17 protein-coding genes are annotated in these 18,732 nt (G+C 59.2%); 10 read left to right on the top strand and 7 right to left on the bottom strand.

Features of this window, described 5'->3' with window-relative positions; genetic code table 11:
- Positions 1–27 precede the first annotated feature (27 nt).
- Both QEH54_RS10370 and hrpA read left to right on the top strand, forming a co-directional pair.
- Positions 28–477 carry a hypothetical protein gene (locus QEH54_RS10370; RefSeq protein ID WP_309018602.1) on the top strand — a complete coding sequence of 150 codons (450 nt, stop codon included), beginning with the start codon at positions 28–30 and terminating at the stop codon, positions 475–477.
- A 72-nt stretch (positions 478–549) separates the two neighbouring features.
- On the top strand, positions 550–4,671 hold the full coding sequence (gene hrpA / locus QEH54_RS10365; protein WP_309018601.1) for an ATP-dependent RNA helicase HrpA: 4,122 nt from the start codon (positions 550–552) through the stop codon (positions 4,669–4,671).
- Between the two features lie 118 nt (positions 4,672–4,789).
- Here hrpA and QEH54_RS10360 read toward each other — a convergent pair whose 3' ends face one another.
- Entirely contained in the window at positions 4,790–4,993 is a 204-nt protein-coding gene (locus QEH54_RS10360; RefSeq protein ID WP_309018600.1) for a hypothetical protein, read from the bottom strand.
- 206 nt (positions 4,994–5,199) lie between these two features.
- Here QEH54_RS10360 and QEH54_RS10355 point away from each other — a divergent pair, with 206 nt between their 5' ends.
- Together QEH54_RS10355 and QEH54_RS10350 are read left to right on the top strand one after the other, a co-directional pair.
- The gene (locus QEH54_RS10355; protein WP_309018599.1) at positions 5,200–5,733 is read left to right on the top strand and encodes a hypothetical protein; all 534 of its coding nucleotides are present in this window, start codon (positions 5,200–5,202) and stop codon (positions 5,731–5,733) included.
- A gap of 182 nt (positions 5,734–5,915) precedes the next feature.
- Complete coding sequence (locus QEH54_RS10350; protein WP_309018598.1) at positions 5,916–7,565, top strand: methyl-accepting chemotaxis protein; 1,650 nt, start codon at positions 5,916–5,918, stop codon at positions 7,563–7,565.
- Positions 7,566–7,603: 38 nt separating this feature from the next.
- Here the strand turns inward: QEH54_RS10350 and QEH54_RS10345 are convergent, their stop codons facing one another.
- Entirely contained in the window at positions 7,604–8,236 is a 633-nt protein-coding gene (locus QEH54_RS10345; protein WP_309018597.1) for a LysE family translocator, read from the bottom strand.
- Positions 8,237–8,415: 179 nt separating this feature from the next.
- Between QEH54_RS10345 and QEH54_RS10340 the strand changes: the two genes are divergently transcribed.
- The 4 genes from QEH54_RS10340 (at position 8,416) to QEH54_RS10325 (ending at position 11,476) form a co-directional block, all read left to right on the top strand.
- Positions 8,416–9,270, top strand: a complete 855-nt coding sequence (locus QEH54_RS10340; RefSeq protein WP_309018596.1) for an alpha/beta hydrolase — start codon at positions 8,416–8,418, stop codon at positions 9,268–9,270.
- Between the two features lie 95 nt (positions 9,271–9,365).
- Positions 9,366–9,536, top strand: a complete 171-nt coding sequence (locus tag QEH54_RS10335; protein WP_309018595.1) for a hypothetical protein — start codon at positions 9,366–9,368, stop codon at positions 9,534–9,536.
- A gap of 22 nt (positions 9,537–9,558) precedes the next feature.
- On the top strand, positions 9,559–10,629 hold the full coding sequence (locus QEH54_RS10330) for a histidine kinase (protein WP_309018594.1): 1,071 nt from the start codon (positions 9,559–9,561) through the stop codon (positions 10,627–10,629).
- A 91-nt stretch (positions 10,630–10,720) separates the two neighbouring features.
- The gene (locus QEH54_RS10325; RefSeq protein ID WP_309018593.1) at positions 10,721–11,476 is read left to right on the top strand and encodes a LytTR family DNA-binding domain-containing protein; all 756 of its coding nucleotides are present in this window, start codon (positions 10,721–10,723) and stop codon (positions 11,474–11,476) included.
- A 75-nt stretch (positions 11,477–11,551) separates the two neighbouring features.
- On the opposite strand, the gene QEH54_RS10320 is transcribed toward QEH54_RS10325, so the two are convergent.
- From QEH54_RS10320 to QEH54_RS10300, 5 genes are all read right to left on the bottom strand, one after another.
- Positions 11,552–12,313, bottom strand: coding sequence for a DUF4097 family beta strand repeat-containing protein (locus QEH54_RS10320; protein ID WP_309018592.1), 762 nt, complete (start codon positions 12,311–12,313; stop codon positions 11,552–11,554).
- Between the two features lie 13 nt (positions 12,314–12,326).
- Complete coding sequence (locus QEH54_RS10315; protein ID WP_309018591.1) at positions 12,327–13,103, bottom strand: hypothetical protein; 777 nt, start codon at positions 13,101–13,103, stop codon at positions 12,327–12,329.
- Positions 13,100–13,672, bottom strand: coding sequence for an RNA polymerase sigma factor (locus QEH54_RS10310; protein ID WP_309018590.1), 573 nt, complete (start codon positions 13,670–13,672; stop codon positions 13,100–13,102). The genes QEH54_RS10315 and QEH54_RS10310 overlap by 4 nt, the downstream gene beginning before the upstream one ends.
- Before the next feature lie 87 nt (positions 13,673–13,759).
- Positions 13,760–16,162, bottom strand: coding sequence for an ABC transporter permease (locus QEH54_RS10305; RefSeq protein WP_309018589.1), 2,403 nt, complete (start codon positions 16,160–16,162; stop codon positions 13,760–13,762).
- Positions 16,163–16,261: 99 nt separating this feature from the next.
- Positions 16,262–17,149, bottom strand: coding sequence for a LysR substrate-binding domain-containing protein (locus QEH54_RS10300; protein WP_309018588.1), 888 nt, complete (start codon positions 17,147–17,149; stop codon positions 16,262–16,264).
- A 181-nt stretch (positions 17,150–17,330) separates the two neighbouring features.
- Between QEH54_RS10300 and QEH54_RS10295 the strand changes: the two genes are divergently transcribed.
- Both QEH54_RS10295 and QEH54_RS10290 read left to right on the top strand, forming a co-directional pair.
- The gene (locus tag QEH54_RS10295; RefSeq protein WP_309018587.1) at positions 17,331–18,047 is read left to right on the top strand and encodes a pirin family protein; all 717 of its coding nucleotides are present in this window, start codon (positions 17,331–17,333) and stop codon (positions 18,045–18,047) included.
- Between the two features lie 155 nt (positions 18,048–18,202).
- Entirely contained in the window at positions 18,203–18,724 is a 522-nt protein-coding gene (locus QEH54_RS10290) for a DoxX family protein (RefSeq protein ID WP_309018586.1), read from the top strand.
- Positions 18,725–18,732: the final 8 nt, after the last annotated feature.

Below are 18,732 nucleotides of genomic sequence, written 5' to 3'. Positions count from 1 at the left end.
GTGAACTTCCCTCAGAAACACCATTTTTTGAATACATTTCGACGTCGCCTCGCACCGGTGGTCGCAGCTTGCTTCGCGACGCTATGCCCTGTCGCCACCGCCACTCCGCTCCTCTCGCTAGCGGGGCAGGAAACGACCCTGCGGGACAAGCTCGATTCGGCGAGCTCCCTGATCCTCATCGTTCGCGAAGAGAGCGAGCTCCCTGAAGCCCAGCGACTCCTCACCATGGCATACGCCCAAGGTCAAGCGGCTCTCATCCTGGTCGAGCTCCCGGACAGCGCCCTCCAGACCGCTGCGATTCAGCGAGCCGCCAAACGTTTTTTCCGCTCCGAGCTCTCCCGAAACACCGTGCATTTTATGGACCGCAAGGAGAGCCCCTACTCTGGATTGAAAACCATCCTACTCGCCCCGGAGCGAAGCGAACCGCTTTTTCAATCCAGCGCCTTTCCTAAAACGCTGCCGCCTCCTGCCTCCTAACCTTTCGCGCTTCGTCCCTGTTATCTCCCATATCCACACGACCTAGCCGACCAGAGATCCTTCTCCCTTCCCGTGGGCCAAGCACCGCATAGACCCGATCCATTCGCCGACATCGATTTCCCGCCCGATCTTCCGATCTGCAAGAGGAAGGATGAAATCGTATCCGCAATCCGACGACATCCCGTCATCGTGCTAGCGGGTGAAACCGGCTCCGGAAAGACGACTCAGATCCCCAAGATGTGCCTTGCCGCCGGATTGGGCAAAAAAGGCAAGATCGCCTGCACACAGCCGAGGCGCGTCGCCGCATTGTCGGTCGCGCAACGAGTGGCGGACGAGCTCAAGGTGGACTTCGGTCGAGAGGTGGGCGCTAAGATCCGATTCACCGATCAAACCAGCAAGCGCACTCGCGTCAAGTTCATGACCGACGGCATGCTGCTCTCCGAAATACAAAACGATCCGCTCATGCGGGAGTACGACGCGGTCATTATCGACGAAGCTCACGAACGCTCCCTCAACATCGACTTCCTGCTTGGCTACCTCAACCGGCTTCGCGAAAAGCGCCCGGAACTCAAGGTCATCATCACCTCAGCGACCATCGACACGGAGAAGTTTTCCCAGGCCTTCGGTGGAGCCCCCATCATCGAGGTGTCAGGCCGCATGTACCCGGTCGACGTAGTCTACGCCCCGCTCGACGAACTGCTCGAAGACGCTGGCGACTTCACCTACCTCGAAGGAATTAGCGAATCCGTACAACGGATACAGGACGAGTTCGGCGTGGGCGACATACTCGCGTTTCTTCCTACGGAAAAGGACATTCGCGAGGCCATGGAGCTTCTGGAGGGACGATTCGGCCGCCGCATGGAGATCGTTCCTTGTTTTGGTCGACTGTCCAACAAGGACCAGCAACGCATCTTCCTTCCTGCCTCCAAACGAAAGCTGGTGCTGGCCACAAATATCGCGGAGACCTCACTCACCATCCCGGGCATTCGATTCGTCATCGACACCGGCCTCGCTCGGATCTCTCGCTACAATCCGCGCGGACGCACCAAGCGGCTCCCTATCGTCAAGGTTTCCCAAAGCTCCGCCAATCAGCGAAAAGGCCGCTGCGGGCGCGTCGCCGATGGCATCTGCATCCGTCTGTATTCAGAAAAGGACTTCGAATCTCGCCCAGTCTATTCAATTCCTGAAATTCAGCGAGCAAACCTCGCCGACGTCATCCTTCGCATGCTGGCTTCCCGACTGGGCCGTGTGGAGGACTTTCCGTTCATCGATCCGCCCACCCCTGCCGCCATCACCGCAGGATACGGCTTGCTCCAGGAACTCGGAGCCATCCGCAGTTCCTCGAAACAGCCGGAACCCCCGAGCCCGGATTCCCAAATCGAGCAGGCCCCCCGTTTCGAGCTCTCTCCGCTGGGGCGGCAGCTCTGCAAGCTGCCCATCGACCCGACCGTCGGGCGTATGCTGCTCGAAGCTCAACGCCACGGCGTCACCCACGAGGTCCTGGTGATCGCTTCCGCTCTCTCCATTCAGGACCCGAGGGAACGCCCGCTGGGCAAAGAAGCGGCCGCTCGGCAAGCCCACTCTCGATTCGATCACCCGCACTCCGATTTCCTCACTTTGCTGAACATCTGGGAGGCGCTGCACGACGAGTTCGATCGCCTTTCTCAAGGCAAGCTGCGCAAGTTCTGCAAGTCCCACTTTCTCAACTACCTTCGAATGCGCGAGTGGCGCGACATCTACGATCAGCTCGATCGCTCGCTTCCAAAGGACCCGCCAGAGAAACAACGTAACCAAAGCTCAACTACCGACACGCTCGAGCGTGACAGCGCTCGCTACCACGCCATCCACGCTTGCCTGTTAACCGGGCTGCTCGCCAACGTGGGCCAACGCCAGGAGCAGAACCTCTACCGCTGCAGCGGAAACCGCAAACCGCTGATCTTTCCTGGTTCAGGCCTCTTCATCAAACAACCCTTCGACAAAAAGGGGAAACGCAAAGCCGTCGGCACCGAAGCCGGTCCGCGGAAGAAGAGCCCCGAGTGGATCATGGCGGGCGAGATCGTCGAAACCAATCGCCTCTACGCCCGCACCGTCGCCTCCATCGATCCGCGCTGGATCGTCGACGTGGGCCAGCACATTCTCAGCCGCCACTACAGCGACCCACAATTCCTCCCACAAGAAGGACGCGTCATCGCTCGCGAATCTCTACGTATCCACGGATTGGAGATACAGAACAAGAATGTCAGCTATCTCAAAGTCGACGCACATAAAGCGACTGAAATCTTCATTCGTGAAGCCTTGCTCAACGAGGAATTCGAGGCTCCCGCAAATTGGAACTTTCTCGAAGAGAACCGACGTCTCTTACGCCGTATCCAAAACGCCCAGACTGTCATCTCCGTCGCCCATTGGATGGGAGTCGAAGAGGCGGCCTTTCGCTTCTACCGCGATCGCCTGCAAAGCATCGCCTCCATCCACGACCTCAACCGCTTGCTAAAGGTGGCGAGGGACGTACCAGCACGCGCGTCCCATCGACCCGATCCCGCATCCGAAAACATCCCCGCCCATCCGCGCTCATCCGCGGTTCAAAGTTCTCTCTACATGAAGGAGTCGGATCTCACCGCAACCGAGGAGGCTGCCGTGGACCTGTCCCTTTTTCCAGAGAGCGTGGAGCTCGGAAACGCCGCCCTGCCCATCGAGTACCAGTACAAACACGGGCACCAGAAGGACGGCGTCACTCTCAGGCTGCCCTACCACAAGACCAAAGAGCTCAGCGATGCCTTGCTCGACTGGCTGGTCCCCGGGCATCTCGAAGCCAAAACGCTGGCCTTGCTCAAGGCCTTGCCCAAGCAGATCCGCCAGCGTCTGCAGCCTCTAGCCGAGAGGGCCCGGACCATCTCACAAGAGCTGCGCCCCACCCACCAAACGCTTGTCGAATCTCTCAAGGCGCATTTGCTGAAAACGTATTCGATCGAAACCTACGAATCCGATTGGGACGACTCCGCGATCCCCGATCACCTGCGAGCTCGGGTGGAGGTCTTCGACAAAAAGGGAAACGCCATCGCGCAAGGCCGAGACGTGGCCTCCATCCAAAAACAGCTTTCGGAAACCGAACAGCTGCTAAGCAAGGAGCCCAAGGGGAAAGCCGACGCCCTCTGGCGGCAAGCCCGCGACCGCTTCGAGCGACCGATCGAATCGATAGCGGACCTCCGCAAGGCCCTGTCGCTTAGCGGGGTCGACGCGAAATCGCCCAACCTGCCAGAACTCCGCATTCGCATTGGCTCGATCAACGGGCTTCCGCTCTATGCGTACCCCGCCCTGCGCGTCTCCGCCGATCAGTCGAGCGTCAGTCTGTACCTTTTCCCTTCGCCCGATGATGCCGCGATGTCGAACCAGCGGGGCATCGCCGCATTTCTCGAACACGAACTCCGACGGGAGCTGGCATGGATCAGGAGCGACCTAAAGGAAGTGAAACGCGTCGGTCCCGCCGGCGTCGCCTTCCGCCCCATAGCCGAACTTCAGGAGGACGTCTTCGAGCACATCAGACTGGCCCTTCGTACCCACGATCTAACTACACTAGATCCGGAAGCGCTGCTGGCTGCTCGCGATGCCGCTCACGATCGATCGAAGGGCATTCTCTACCGAGTCGTCGACCAACTGAAAACGCTTCTGGAAAAGCGACAAGGCCTCGTGGTTCAAGCCGAACTGTTCAAGCAGTTCTCTCACGATATCGAACGCCTGCTTCCTCCAGACTTTCTGCGCCACACACCGCACCATGTCCTGGCGCGGCTTCCGGTCTACCTCGAGTGCATCCAGCGGCGCTTCGAAACCCAGGGCAAGGATCCCGCTCGCGATGCACAGCGCCAAACGCAAGTGGAGCGCTACCGAACGCGCCTGAGGCAGCAGGCGAGCGACATGGATGCCAAGACCAGATCCGAGCTTCGCTGGATGATCGAGGAATTCGCTGTCTCAGTCTTCGCGCAACACCTCGGCACCGCCTATCCAGTCTCTCCAAAGAAACTCGACCAAGCCTTCGACCGAGCCTCTTCCCACGACGTCCTCGCGACGGACAAGGATACCGAAAAGCGCCCAACGCCCGGACGAGGCGGCCAGAGCCCGCGAGGCTCCTCATCGAAATCTCCTCCAACCGATCGTCCGACCCAGGCGGACCTCGATTCCCTCAAGAAGCTTTTCGGGTAGCTCGAAAACGGCGCTGCGGAAACGCGGCGTCAATCCCCATGGATACGATTCCAAGGCGCCACCAGCTCGTAGATCGAATCGTACAGCTCCTGCATATCAAAAGCCTTTTCGATGATCCTCACCGGCATGGGGCCAGATTGTCACCGATTTCCCGATACGCTTGATCGACGTGGCCAGTCACGACTGCGAAGCTCATGCGAGGATCGAGATCATTGAGCTGACGAATCGTTTCGAAGCCGTCGATTTTCGGCATGCGCAAGCCGAACGCTCCTCGTCCCCTCTGCTTCCCCAACTCCGCTGCCCGCTGCAGCAAAGCTGCCATCTAGAAGATCCGTTTCCGCAACTGTTCTTCGCAACGTGGCGAAGAACAGTTTCTCATTTGGGCATCGGCGAACCAGGCGACGCAAGGGGCAGTCGAAGAAAGCGGGCCTCGGACGAGTTTGCGCCCAGGCCTACCTTGCGAGGGGTTGAGGCTTAACCGATCAACCTTCTGTCACAACCGAGCCGGGCATTTCGTCAAAGGGATCGATGACACAAAACACCATTGATCCACAGCAATCGAAACAGCTCGCGGACATCGAGGCCTTCGAGCAAGGAACCGGCTACGACGCGACCTACCTGAAGGAAATGCTGACGCACGCCCCTGAAGCGTTGGAAGTCTTCAACGGTTTCCTGCCCATGGCAGGGCATCGCAAGCACGCCCCGCTGGAAGCCTACTACGTGGCCAAGCTGAGCGCTTACCGGATTGCCGACTGCGGGCCTTGCCTTCAGCTCGCCGTCACCTACGCCAAGCACGATGGCGTGCGCAAGGAGTTGATCGAAAGCGTGGCCCTGCAGGGGAAGCCGTTGACTGGGATGAATCTCGCCGTGCAGCGGTTCACCCGAGCCGTTCTGGCAAACGAGCCCGAGCTAGCGGACTTGCGAAAGGAGCTGGTCTTCGACCTTGGCGAAGCAGCGGTGATCGAAATCGCTCTGGCCATCGCCGCAGCCCAGGTCTTCCCTCTAGTGAAACGGGCCATGGGGCGCTACCAGAGCTGCCAGATGATCTCACTCGAACTCTAACCCAAGCTTTTCGGGGACCGGTCGCGGGTTCATCCTAAACCGGTTCCCTTCCTCCCTGAGAAAGCGCGAGGGAGTTTCTCTGACAGAGCGTTAGCAAACTGTGAAAAAACCTGCCTGATTCTCCTTGGACTGATGGGAAGCGGGCCTGCATCCGAAGAACAATGGGACGCCCCTCCCCCATTATGACAGTCTCCAAAAACATCGTACCCCGACTCGTCGGCACCATCACCATCGTCCTGCTCTCGTCCCTCTCCATCGGCACCCTGGCTTTCGCCATCTATTTCAAAACCAAGATCTCGGTCGAAATGGAAAACAGCGTGGAGAGGTCGACCTCCGAATTCAAAACCCTGCTCTCGACCAAGGAAAAGGAGTTCAATCAACGCAAGGCCCAGGAACGAGCCGCCTACCAGGGCTCGATCGACCACGATCTGAAAAACCTGCAACGGGCATGCGTCATCCCGCTATGGAACTTCGATGTCGACACCGCCTACGAAGTCATTTCCACCATGGTTTCCAAGGAAGACTATCGGGCCATCGCCATCGTCGACAGCGCCGACGCCCTTTTCGCAGCTGTCAGAAAAGACGGATCCGGAAATATCGTTAAGCTGGAAAACCTCGACTCCCTGCCCAGCCAGAGCCGAGTCCTGAAAACGCCAGTGGAAAAGGACGGTTCCTCGCTCGGCTCCATCACCCTCTACTACGAAACGCTCAGCCTCGATGCGGCCCTCGCCCAGATCGACCAGGACCTCATAGACTTCCGCAAGGAAAACGAAGCCATGATCGCCAACTTCTCCCAAGGCCTCACCCAGGCTCTGGCCGAGCAAAACAAGACCGTGATCATCCTGCGCATCCTAGAGGCCGCGACGGTCTACCTCATCACCATGGCCACGCTCATCGCCTTCGTGCGCTTCCGCCTTGTGGCGCCGCTGAAGACCATGATCGACAATCTTTTCACAGGCGCGACGGAGATCCATCAGTCCACCAGCATGCTCTCCCGCAGCTCCAACAACCTCGCGGAAGGCACGGTGAACGAGGCTCAGATCCTCGACAGCATCGTCAACACCACCAAGGACCTCAACGAACGCATTCGCGGCAATACGAAAAACGCCCAGGAAGCGGACACCAGCATGGACAACACCCATCGCAACGTGACCGAGACGGATCGTTCCATGGCGGAGCTCCTTTCTTCCTTCGAGGAAATAAAGACCTCCGCGGAGGAAATGTCCAAGATCATCGATACCATCACCGATATCGCCTTCCAGACCAACCTGCTCGCCCTCAACGCTGCGGTGGAAGCGGCCCGAGCAGGCGAAGCGGGAGCGGGATTCGCCATCGTCGCCGACGAGGTGCGCACCCTCGCCATGCGTTGCGGCCAAGCGGCAGACAGCACCAGAGCCCTCATCGACAAGTCGAACGCCAACATCGAGAACGGCGGAAATCTCGTATCCGCAAGCAAACTACAATTCGAAAAGGTTTCCCAGGAGATCCAGCGCTGCGTCGAGCTCATCTCCGCCATCGCTCGGGTCAGCACTGAGCAATCCGCGCTCATCGAGAACCTCAATTCCAACGCCCAGCAAATCGACCAAGTGGTAAAGCTCACCGCCTCAAACGCGGAAGAAGTCGCCTCGGCGAACCACGAGCTTGACGCCCAAACCGCTCAGATGCAGACGGTCATAGCAAACCTCAGCGGATTGATCGGCGTGAAGGCGAACGCTGGCGCCCGCGCCGCGAGAAAGCCCAGCCCGGCCCACCGCTCCTCCCCGAAGCCCTCCCGGGCCACGGCAAATCGCGTCACGAGCAGTACGTCCGAACTCGATTGGGCCGATTTCTAGCAAACGGGAAAACGCGGGCGCCAGCGCTCGCCTTGCAGCTACAGAACCACGAGCACGCCGATCACCACGTAGACCACCGCGGCTACCTGAGCGAACCGCCTTCCCGTACCCTTGCTTTGAATACGTTCGCCAATCACACCGCCAAGCAAGGCCCAGCAGCTATCTCCCAACCAGCCGATCAGGGTGAAGAGACTGCCAAGCGCCCATAGCTGGAGCCATAGCCTCCCTCTGTCCGGATCCGCGAACTGCGGCAGAAACGCGAGCAGAAAAACCGCGACCTTCGGGTTCAGTATCCCGACCAGGGCGCCTTGAGCGAAACTGGAGCGAAGCCCCTCACGCCGAAGCCTGCGCTCGTCGATGCCATCGGCCTCGCCTCTCACCTTCCCGCTTTCCAGCCAGGTCCTCACTCCCAGATACACCAGATAAGCTCCACCAAGGTATTTCAGGATCGAAAAAGCGACGGGCGAGGAAACGAACAAGGCGGACGCTCCAAACGCCGCCAGCAACGCATGTCCGTAGTTTCCGCAGGCCACTCCGGCCGCGCTTTTCAGCCCTATCCATTTCCCCTGCGCGATGCTTCGAGTCACCAGAAACATCACCGCCGGTCCGGGAATCGCGATCAAGGCCAGCGTTGCCAGTACGAATGCGCCTAGTTGAGAGAGATCGAACATCTCCGGTAAAAAGGACCGCACCGTCGCCAATTCACCAGCAGAAAATCGCCGAAACGGCTACGCGACCGCTCAGCCCACCGCTTCGACCGCTCCCACAAATGCCCCTGCCTCGCCCTCCGACGCCTTCCAAAGTGCTGCCCGAAACCCAAAACAAGAAATCCACAACCGAAAAAGCACCAATGAAACTGAAATCCCTAGTCGCCCTCTCCACGCTCCTTTTCGCATCCGCCCAAGCCGCCGAAAGCTTTCACGCTGAGGCTTACGGCGAAGGAGCTCCCATCATCCTCATCCCCGGCCTGTCCTGCGACCAGTCCGTCTGGCAAGAAACCGTCGACCGCTACAAATCAAAAAACCAAATCCACGCCCTTAGCATCAAGGGCTTCGGAAAACGAGCGTCCACCGAAAGGCACGAGCGTTTGATCGATACGGTCACTCACGAGCTGCACGCCTACATCCAGGAGAACCAGCTGCACGATCCCGTGATCGTAGGCCATAGCCTGGGCGGTTTCATCGCGCTCAACCACGCTATCCACTATCCGGATACGGTTTCCCGCTTGCTTATCGTCGACAGCCTTCCCTTCTTGCCCGCCGCAATGAATCCGGCCGCTACCGTGGAAACCGTCAAGCAGGCGGCCCAAGCGACTCGAGAACAGGTTTCCCAACAGGGCCAGAACCGCGAGAGCGCCCGCCAAATGCTGCGCGCGATGATCACCGATCCTAGCAATATAGAACGCGCCCTCGACATCAGCCTAGCGAGCGATCCCTCGATAGTCGCTCAAGCGATGTATGAGATGAACACCACCGACTTGCGGCCCGACGTATCCAAGATTTCCGCGCGCACGGTGGTGCTCGGAGCCTGGTTCGCCTACCAGCAATTCGGCTCCACCAAGGAATCCACCGCCGCCATCTTCGACAATCAATACGAGGACCTGGAAAACTACGAACTGCACATGAGCGAAACGGGAAAGCATTTCCTCATGTGGGACGACCCCGAGCTTTTCTACGCGCAACTGGACGCCCTGCTGCAGCAATAGAGCGCTCTGAAGACAGCTGGTCGTTCCGATACCTTTCCGACGAGCCGCGTTTCCAAGAGAGGCGGCTCGTCTCCCTGCAGACCCTATCGCATCATATGAAAAACATCCGAACGCTCGTCGCCTCCCTCGCTACCCTCGCGATCCTCATGCCCGTCGCATCCTTGCTGGGAAAGTCGCTGGAGGGCTTCGTTCCGCCGCTCATCGTTTGGCTCTTGCTTGCCATCGGCAGCTTTCGCAATTCTAGAAGCTCCAGCAATTGCCTCTAGCCCAACGACGCCCGCCCTTCCCATGCCCGACGCTCCCAAAGCCAACGACCGCGCCTACTGGATCCTGCAGATCTCGGGCTGGACGCTTTTCGGACTGGTGAACTTCGCGAGCATCGCCAGTTTCAACGACACTCGGGCAAGCCTGTGGAAACTGGTCGCGGTCTCGGTCATCGCCACAGCCCAGATGCTCGTTCTCACCCATTTCCTGCGCGCTCTTATCAAAAGGAAAAACTGGATACGCCTGAGCTACCCGAAGCTGGCCTTGCTCCTGTTTGGCTCCACTCTCGCCCTCGCCACCTTCAGTCAGCTCACCATGTCCGCCGTGGTCATGTGGGGACTACGCCTATTCGCGCTGGAGGACTACAGCTTATTCTACCTTGGGATCAACATCTTCCAAATCGAGATCTGGCTGGTCATCTGGACCCTGATCTACGTCTGCATCCACTTCTTCCGCGACTACAAGAGAGAGGAAATCGAAAAATGGCAGCTGCAAGCCTCGGCCAAGGACGCGGAGCTGATCGCTCTGAAAGCCCAGATCAATCCGCACTTCATCTTCAATTGCCTGAACAACATCCGAGCGCTCGTCCTGGAGGATGCCGACAAGGCTCGCGACGCCATCACTCGACTTTCGGACCTGCTTCGCTGCTCGCTGCAAAACAACCAACAGGAAACGGTCCCGCTCTCCACCGAGCTGTCGGTCGTGAAAGACTACCTCGCTCTGGAATCGATCCATATGGAAGACCGTCTCCAGTATTCCATTACCTGCGAAACCGATGCCGATGCGGTTTCCCTGCCGCCAATGAGCATCCAGCTGCTCGCGGAAAACGCCATCAAACACAGCTTGTCGAAACGTCCCCACGGCGGCCGACTCGATATCGGGGTACGCGCCCAGGGCTCGAGCATCGAAATCGAAGTTCGAAACTCCGGGCAGCTCGCCGCTCCCACAGGACCGAACTCCGGGATCGGAGTAAAGAACCTCAGGGATCGACTCTGCTTGATCTTCGGTTCGAGCGTTCGCTTCACGCTGGAAAACGCCAACACCCAAGAGGTCGTCGCCAGTATTTCACTACAGAAACCTCTTCCAAAAGGATAGCGTCTCCCCGCCGATAGAGTCGCTCGCTCCCTAGCTCCGATCATCCTGCTTCCATCCTCCATACCTCACCCTGCAGCCCCCTTAGTTCTCCATGCGCTCCCTTATCGTCGAAGACTCCCGCCTCGCCCGCCAAGAACTCAAGCACTTGCTCAAAGGCTTTCCCGAAATCGAGCTGATCGGCGAAGCCGCCGACGCGGACGAGGCGCTGGCTCTGATCGAAAGCAGCGAACCGGATCTGCTCTTTCTCGATATCCAGATGCCTGGCAAGGATGGATTCGAGCTGCTCGAGCAACTCGACCAGACGCCGGAGGTCATCTTCACCACCGCCTACGACCAGTACGCCCTCAAGGCCTTCGACTACAACGCTCTGGACTACCTGCAAAAGCCGATCCAGATCGACCGCCTGGGCGCCGCGATCGAGAAGGCTTCCACCTCGCTGCGCAAGCGCAAAGGATCCGACACGCTTTCGAGCCGCCCCGACGGCAGCTCGGAAACGGTTCCCAAAAATCGCATGGACCTGAACGCCCAAGTGTTCGTGAAGGACGGCGACAACTGCTGGTTCGTTCGGCTGGCGGATATTCGGCTAATGGAAGTCGAAGGCAGCTATTCGAAAATCCATTTCGACTCGCGCAGCCCCATGATCCCCAAAACGCTCAACTACCTGGAATCCCGTCTCGACCCGAGCAGCTTCTTCAGAGCGAACCGCCAGCAGATCATCAACCTGAAGGCGATCAAGTCGGTCGAACCCTGGTTTTCCGGGGGCCTCAAGATCACCCTGAGCGCCGGGGAGGAAATCGAAGTCTCCCGTCGCCAAGCAAGCCGCTTCAAGGAGCTGATGAGTTTCTAGAGGCCGCATTCGTTTCGTCAGACGCCGGCATGCAACGCGTTTCGCAGCTCCACGGCCACACTGACTCTGACATCCCTACTTTCGAAGCTTCACTTCGATATCCCCGTCGATCGTCTTGAGAAAAAGCTCCGCTCCGCCCGCTCCATAGGTCCCCTTCAGGTTCACGCCTCCCCAGACGAATCGCTCGCCTCGCTGACGCGAGGTTATCGGTATCTCTGTCCTGAACGTTCCATCTATGGTGGAGACGTTCACGTTGGCCGATAGGCCCTCGCGGGCAAGTACCTCGATGTCGCCATCCACCGTCGCGAGCGAAACCGGACTCTTGAGTTCCGTATCATTCAACTCGATACGTATCTCGCCATCTACCGTGTGGGCTACGATACCCCCTGAAACATCGAGCAAGTCAATGTCACCGTCCACAGTGGAAACGTCGATCTCGCCTTGAACGGACTCGATGCGCACGCTGCTGTCCTGCCCGTTCACTCGGGTCGACATCCCAAACGGCATCGTCACTCGGATCCGTTTCCCCTCGACCATCGGGCCGAGCTTGATCGACATGTTTCCCGATTCCTCGTGCAAGTAGACGCGAGGCCCCAGAAAACCCGTTTCGTCTTGCTCAAATCCATCGAACTCCAGCCTGACCGAGCTTCTGCTTTCTCCAAAGACCTCCACGTCAATGTCGATGGAATAAACCGCGACCAGTAGCTCGACGCCTTGGGTGACCTCCACCTCCGTCTCTCTGGACTCGATCGGTATCTCGAGCTGCTGCGCGTATCCACTTTTTGTGACAATTCCGATCGCCAGAAGCGCTAGCCATATCCGTGCCGAATTCTTCATGCCTCGTCCTCCCTTAGATTCGGTCGTCGCCCTTGCTCAGAGCTGATCGCACGCGCGGCTCCAAGGGCATTTCGTTGATACGTTCCACGAGCGCCGATTCCGCATGTTCGTCGACCAGCTCCAGCACCTGTCGCAGGATCTCCATTTGCACCAGCGGGGAGGCTTCATGCTCCATGCGTTCGAGCAGGATGGATAGGGCTTCGTCGCGCGGAAGCGCCTTCAAGGCGGAAACCGCAGCGAGTCTCACGTTCAGGTTCGTATCCGCGTCGAAGGTACGGACCACCATATCGCGCAGGCGAGAGCTTGGATGCGAAACCTTGGATGCGGTTTCCAATCCCGCTAGGCGCTTGGGAGCTGACGGTTGCTCGAGCAAGGCCATAGCCAGCGTCTCCTGCGTCGAGGCGAGTCGCTCCTCCAGCTCCTCGTTTCGCTCGCTCATGGTGTAGGCCATGAAAAGGCTCAAGGTCAGAACCGCCGCGACACCCGCCACCAGCCCGTAGCGAAAGACAGCCAGCAATGGGCTGCCACTCTCCCTCTTCGCTTGCGGCGCGCCAGGCTCGCCTTCCTTTCGCTTCGACGCTTCCGCGAAGCCCTGCCGGTAAGCGTTCAGACTGTGTTGAAATTCGGATACGGCTCGCCTGTCCTCGACCTCGGACGCTTCGAGCTCTCCCAGGTCGTTCCAGACCTGCGCGATCTCGCGCTCTGTCTCAGACCAGTCAGCCGCATGGTCGGGCGCAGGTTCGCCCTCCTTGAGGCGATCCATAAACGACTCGATATCTCTCTTCTTCATGCTGTCTTTTCTCCTCCCAGTTGTATGAAAACCTCCTTCAGCTCCTTCAGGGCCCGAAACAGGCGAACCTTCAAAGCCCCCACCGAACAACCGAACATCGGAGCGATCTCCGCATAGGGCAGCTCCTCGAAACGACAGAGCACGATCAGCTCCCGCTTCTCCAACGGCAGTCGCGAAAGCGCTTCGCGCAAAAGCTCCTTCCGCTCGCCGCGTTCCACTTCGGCGCTCACATCGCTATCAGGCTGAGCCGCTAGCTCTTCGTTCAGCTCGACCCGCGGATCCATCACCTTGCCCGCCCGCATGCTCTTTCTCAAATGGTCGTTCATCACATTCCTCGCGATCTGAAACATCCAAGCCCGAAAGGGGCGGCGACCATCAAACGATTTGCGATAACGCACGATCCGCCAAAAGGTTTCCTGGGCCAGATCCTCCCCGATTTTCCCCCGCCCATCGACTCGTCGAAAAAAGCCCACCAGCGATCCGTGATAGCGCTCGAAAAGGATTCCGATCCCATCCAGATCCCCCTTTCGGGCCCTTCCCATCAGCTCGTTGTCGTCATCGCTCGTCACGCCCTTTTTCTCTCGGTTCAGCTTAAGGATACTGACAGCGCTACGGAGCGTTACGCAATTCCATGAAAAAAGATTTCCGAAGACCCTCTAGCTTCGAAGGGCGTGCAATGGATCCAGACGGGTCGCCTTTCTCGAGGGCATCCAGCAAGCCACCAGGGCCGCCACGGCGATCACGCCGGCCGAGCCTGAGAGCGTGGCGATCGACAAGCCATCCATCCCGTAAACGAGAGACTCCAACACCCTCATCAAAGCGTAGATGGCTCCCAATCCGATGACCAGACCGATGCCGACCCAGACCGCGCCTTGACGAAAGACGAGTCGCGAGATGTCAGCCTCCAACGCTCCCAAAGCCCGCCGCACCCCGATTTCACGCGTCCGCAACAAGATGTGGTAGGACAGCGTCCCGTACAAGCCCACTGCCGCCAAGCCAAGAGCGATTCCCATGAACACCCCAATCATTTCCGCCATCACCCGCTCGCCAGCGGTCCGATCCAAAACCACTTGCTCCATGGTGCGAACGTCCTCCAAGGCCAGTTCCGAATCCAGCTCCGCGATCGCTTCCCTCACCTGCCCTGCCAAAGCACCTGCCTCCTTGCTGGAACGTACCACCAAATAGATGCGCCGCCCCCAGTGCCCTTTCGGCGTAGTGTACATCTCAGGCTGGACCTCCTCCGAGGCGCTCCACTGTCGCACGTCCTCGACCACCCCGACTACCGTCGCGCGGTACCACGGGTCCCCTTCCTGGTTCGCCCGAATCAGTTCTCCCAGCGGGTTCTTGTCCGGCCAAGCCTTCTCCACAAACGCTCGGTTGACCACCACCCCGAGACTGCCGTCTTCTGCCATCTCGTCCTGCGGCGACAGCTTGCGCCCTTGCAGCAACGTGAGTCCCATGGCGTCGAAATAGTCCAAGGAAACCGACGAGCGTTCGATGAGCAGGCGCTGCTGGCTCGGGTCATAGACCTCGTCGTTGACCAAACCGTTGGTATTGCTTCCACCCTCGAGCGGCAGTTTGGAAGTGATGCCCGCGAAACTGACTCCCGGGATCGCCTTGAGTCGCTCTACCATCCGATCCCACATCCTCACCCTGTCCTCATTTTCTTTATACAATTCGCCGTTGAGCGAAACCTTAGCCGTAAGCACGCGATCCGTGGTCAGCTGGTCGTTCTCTTCGAGGAGCTTAACGTAGCCTGACGAAAATAGAGCTGCCCCGTTGACGAGCACGAACGCCAAGGCGACCTGACCGATCACGATGAGTCGCAGCATTAGGTTGCGGGAGCGCGACCCGACCGAGCCACGCGAATCGTTGCGGATGATGGCCGCTAGCGATGTCTTGAGAGCCGCAAACACAGGAGGAAGTCCGGCAAGGGCCACCGATATGACCGTGGAAAGAAAGGCGAAACCGAGCAACATCCCGTCGATGCCGAGAGCCTCTTTGCGTGCGTCGCTCATTCTCACCACGCCTTTCATGGCCTCGATCCCGCCATAAGCGAATACGATGCCCAGTACGCCACCGCCAATGGCCAGAGCCACGCTCTCCGCCAGGGCCAGACGAAACAGTCGACGTTTGCTCGCGCCCAATGCCATGCGCACGCCGAACTCGCTTTGACGCTGGGCCCCGCGCGAGAGCAACATGCTGGCTACATTGGAGCAAGCCACGATCAGGACCAAGCTCACCGCCGCGAATAGCAGCCAGCTCTGATCCTTCAATTCGCGCGTGACCTCGAAGTGCAGGGAACGCACCAGGAATTTCTTGCTGAAGTTACTATTTGGATACAGTTCACTCAAGCGTTGGCCGATCCCTTTCGCCTCCGCGTCGGCCATCTCCACGGTGACCCCTTGCTTCAAGCGTCCGATGCCGCAGAGCCAATGGCTGTCCCTCGGCGCGTTTTCGGCGTCGATCGGCATGGGCGTCCAGATATCGCAGTTCGACGCGCGAATCCAAGGTCCGGTGAACTCGAAGTTCTTCGGCATGATGCCTACCACCCGCACGTCGCTGCCATCGAGACGCACGCTCGACCCAAGCAAATCCTCGCTCCCTCCGAAGTATCCCACCCATAGGGCATAGCTTACAACCGCAACCGGCTCCGCGCCGGGCAGATTGTCCTCTTCGTTCAGCCAGCGTCCTTTCAGAGGAGGCACCCCGAACGCCTTCAGCACCCCGGATGTACAGGGAGCGCCGAGAATCGCCCGTGCCTTCTCCGTCCCGATATTGTAGGATTGTGGATGATACACCCCGAAATGCTCGAACGATTCCATCTGCTCATGCAGGTCAAGGAAGTCGGCAGGAGAAAGCGGCCAACGGTCGCCGGACCAGACTTGAGCCAGCTGCTCGGATTCAGGCAGATCGACGGGCTCCAGGACCAGCGAGCGCAATACGCCGAAGATGGTGGTCACCGCGCCGATGCCGATGGCTAGCGTAAGCATCGCGACCAGGGCAAAGGCTCGGGATTTCCTAAGTTGACGAAAGGTGATGCGAATATCGGTTAGCATAAACTAACTCACAATACCGCACTCGCCGAAACGCGTTACACGATTTGAGAAGAAACCTCGCGCCACGCGCCGCGCTCCGGGCGAGCGCAAGCGCGTTTCCTATCTCGCGTTTCCGTCCGCGCTGGCTCGGCGGGCGCATTCCAAAAACGCCAGCGAGCGCGGCGACAAGCTCTGCTCCCTCCAAGCGATCCCCACCACGAGCGGATTGGGAGCCGGACTGATTTCAAGCAGTCGTATCCGTCCCCCCGCTACGCATGAAATCGACTCCGTCACGATCGCCACCCCCATACCGGCCTCGACGCTGGTCACGAGACTGGTCACGCTCTCGTGCTCGCCTTCGATCGAACGATCAATGCCCGCGGAGGCAAAGATCTCTCTCACCATGCTTCCGTACTCCGGATACTCGCTTTGGTCGTACCCGAGAAGCGAATCTCCGGACACCTCCTCGAGCTTCGCCCGCTTCCTCTTGGCGAGTCGATGCGACGCCCCGACCGCCAAGGCCATGGGCTCCATGCGCAATACCTCGAACCGAAAGCCGCTAGCCCTCACGCTCCTGTTTTCCGGCAGGCATGCGAGGTCCAAGGTCCCCTTGCGCAAGCCCTGCAGCATCTCCTCGGACGACAAATCGTGCAGCTTCACCTTCACTTTAGGAAAGCGTTCCTGAAAAGCCCGAATGGTGGGCGGCAGAATCTTCACCGTCAAGGATGGCGCGTAGCCCACGTGCAAGTCCCCAGACTCCCCGCTCGCCGCCTCTTTCGCCCGCAGCACCCCCTGATCCAATCGAGCCAGCACCTCGCTGGCCTCTTCCAGAAAAACGCGACCTGCCTCCGTCAACGCCACCGACTTGGCGCTGCGTCGAAACAAAGGAAACCCTAGCTCATCCTCCAGATCCCTGACCTGACGACTCAGCGCCGGCTGCGACACATGCAGCTTCTCCGCCGCCCGCGTCACGTTTTCCTCCAGCGCCACCTCGATAAAGTATCTCAAATGTCTCAGCTCCATTAGCAACAGTCCCAACCAGATCATCCCACACTCTCCGAGCCCATCTGAGCGATCTGCAGGCAGGAATAGAACACCATCCTCGCCCCGTGACCATAACTAAAAGGCATGCTCAGCCAAAAATCATAGTCTTTCCCAAAACCGCAAGCCTTGTGGCATACTTCGTCCCATGAACACGACAACCAACGCTAACATCAGAATCCGCCGAGCCAACGAGCGCGGTCACGCCAACCACGGCTGGCTGGAAACCTACCACAGCTTCAGCTTCGCCCACTACCACGATCCGAAATGGATGGGCTTCCGCAGCCTGCGCGTCATCAACGACGACATCGTCATGCCAGGCCAAGGTTTCGGCCGCCACCCGCACGACAACATGGAAATCGTCACCTATATCCTCAGCGGCCAGCTCGAGCACAAGGATTCCATGGGCAACGGACACATCATCAAGACCGGCGAGGTCCAGTACATGGCTGCGGGCACTGGCGTCTTCCACAGCGAGTTCAATCCATCCGACGACGAAGCGGCGCACCTCCTGCAAATCTGGATACAGCCTGACGAGCGGAACGTGACGCCCCGCTACGCGGAAAAGAGCTACGCCGACGCCCCGAACGGGCAGTGGAACCTCGTCACCAGCAAACAAGGACGCGACGGATCCATCGCCATCCATCAGGACGCCGATCTCTGGCTGGCCCGCCTCGGAGCCACGGACCAGCTGGCCTTTGACGTCAAACCAGAGCGACATGTCTGGCTGCACCTCGCAGAGGGCTCGCTCACCCTCAACGGCCAACGACTCGAGTCCGGCGACGCCGCCTACGTCTCCGAAGCCACAACCCTCGAGCTCGAAGCGACTAGCGACAGCCAAGTCCTGCTCTTCGACCTTAGCTAGGTCCCCGGCGGGGCGGCACGTCCCCGGGATGCCCCTGCCCGCCAACGAGGAGGGCAGCGGCGCCAAACTAAAAAACCGTACAAACAACGGGCACGGTCTCTCCAAACCCACTCGCTTTCAAAAACGTAATCTAAGAAACCAACCATATACAAAAAATGAATACAGCAACCACAACACCATCATCCTCTCAATCCTCCTCGCTCTCCGAGTCAGCGTCTGGGATTTCCCCTCTCGCCCGCCTCTTCGCGACGACCGATTCCTACGCTCCGCTCATCGCTCGCCTCACGCTGGCCATCGTGATCTTCCCTCACGGGGCCCAAAAGGCGCTCGGATGGTTTGGGGGCTACGGCTTCAGCGGCACCATGGGCTTCTTCACCGAAAACATGGGCATTCCTGCCCTCTTCGCCTTTCTCGCCATCGTAGCCGAGTTCCTAGGGCCCATCGCCCTTCTCTTCGGAGCGCTAAGCCGTGTGGCCGCTTTCGGGGTGGGAACCACCATCGCGGTGGCGATGTTCTTCGGGCATACCGCGAACGGCTTCTTCATGAATTGGTACGGCAACCAGGCCGGCGAAGGCATCGAGTATCATCTTCTGGTCATCGGCCTGGCTTTGATCGGCGTCATCTCCGGCGGCGGCAAGCTCTCCGCCGACCGCGTCATCGCGAACAAGCTCAAATAAGAAGAATC

It is taken from the genome of Pelagicoccus sp. SDUM812003 (assembly GCF_031127815.1).
Lineage (GTDB): Bacteria > Verrucomicrobiota > Verrucomicrobiia > Opitutales > Opitutaceae > Pelagicoccus.
This window is presented reverse-complemented; position numbering and strand designations above follow the sequence as displayed.

Bases quoted from the DNA above. Each gene is read 5' to 3' on its own strand.
- QEH54_RS10360 (WP_309018600.1), bottom strand. From the start codon at position 4,993: ATGGCAGCTTTGCTGCAGCGGGCAGCGGAGTTGGGGAAGCAGAGGGGA.
- QEH54_RS10355 (WP_309018599.1), top strand. From the start codon at position 5,200: ATGACACAAAACACCATTGATCCACAGCAATCGAAACAGCTCGCGGAC.
- QEH54_RS10350 (WP_309018598.1), top strand. From the start codon at position 5,916: ATGACAGTCTCCAAAAACATCGTACCCCGACTCGTCGGCACCATCACC.
- QEH54_RS10345 (WP_309018597.1), bottom strand. From the start codon at position 8,236: ATGTTCGATCTCTCTCAACTAGGCGCATTCGTACTGGCAACGCTGGCC.
- QEH54_RS10340 (WP_309018596.1), top strand. From the start codon at position 8,416: ATGAAACTGAAATCCCTAGTCGCCCTCTCCACGCTCCTTTTCGCATCC.
- QEH54_RS10335 (WP_309018595.1), top strand. From the start codon at position 9,366: ATGAAAAACATCCGAACGCTCGTCGCCTCCCTCGCTACCCTCGCGATC.
- QEH54_RS10330 (WP_309018594.1), top strand. From the start codon at position 9,559: ATGCCCGACGCTCCCAAAGCCAACGACCGCGCCTACTGGATCCTGCAG.
- QEH54_RS10325 (WP_309018593.1), top strand. From the start codon at position 10,721: ATGCGCTCCCTTATCGTCGAAGACTCCCGCCTCGCCCGCCAAGAACTC.
- QEH54_RS10320 (WP_309018592.1), bottom strand. From the start codon at position 12,313: ATGAAGAATTCGGCACGGATATGGCTAGCGCTTCTGGCGATCGGAATT.
- QEH54_RS10315 (WP_309018591.1), bottom strand. From the start codon at position 13,103: ATGAAGAAGAGAGATATCGAGTCGTTTATGGATCGCCTCAAGGAGGGC.
- QEH54_RS10305 (WP_309018589.1), bottom strand. From the start codon at position 16,162: ATGCTAACCGATATTCGCATCACCTTTCGTCAACTTAGGAAATCCCGA.
- QEH54_RS10295 (WP_309018587.1), top strand. From the start codon at position 17,331: ATGAACACGACAACCAACGCTAACATCAGAATCCGCCGAGCCAACGAG.
- QEH54_RS10290 (WP_309018586.1), top strand. From the start codon at position 18,203: ATGAATACAGCAACCACAACACCATCATCCTCTCAATCCTCCTCGCTC.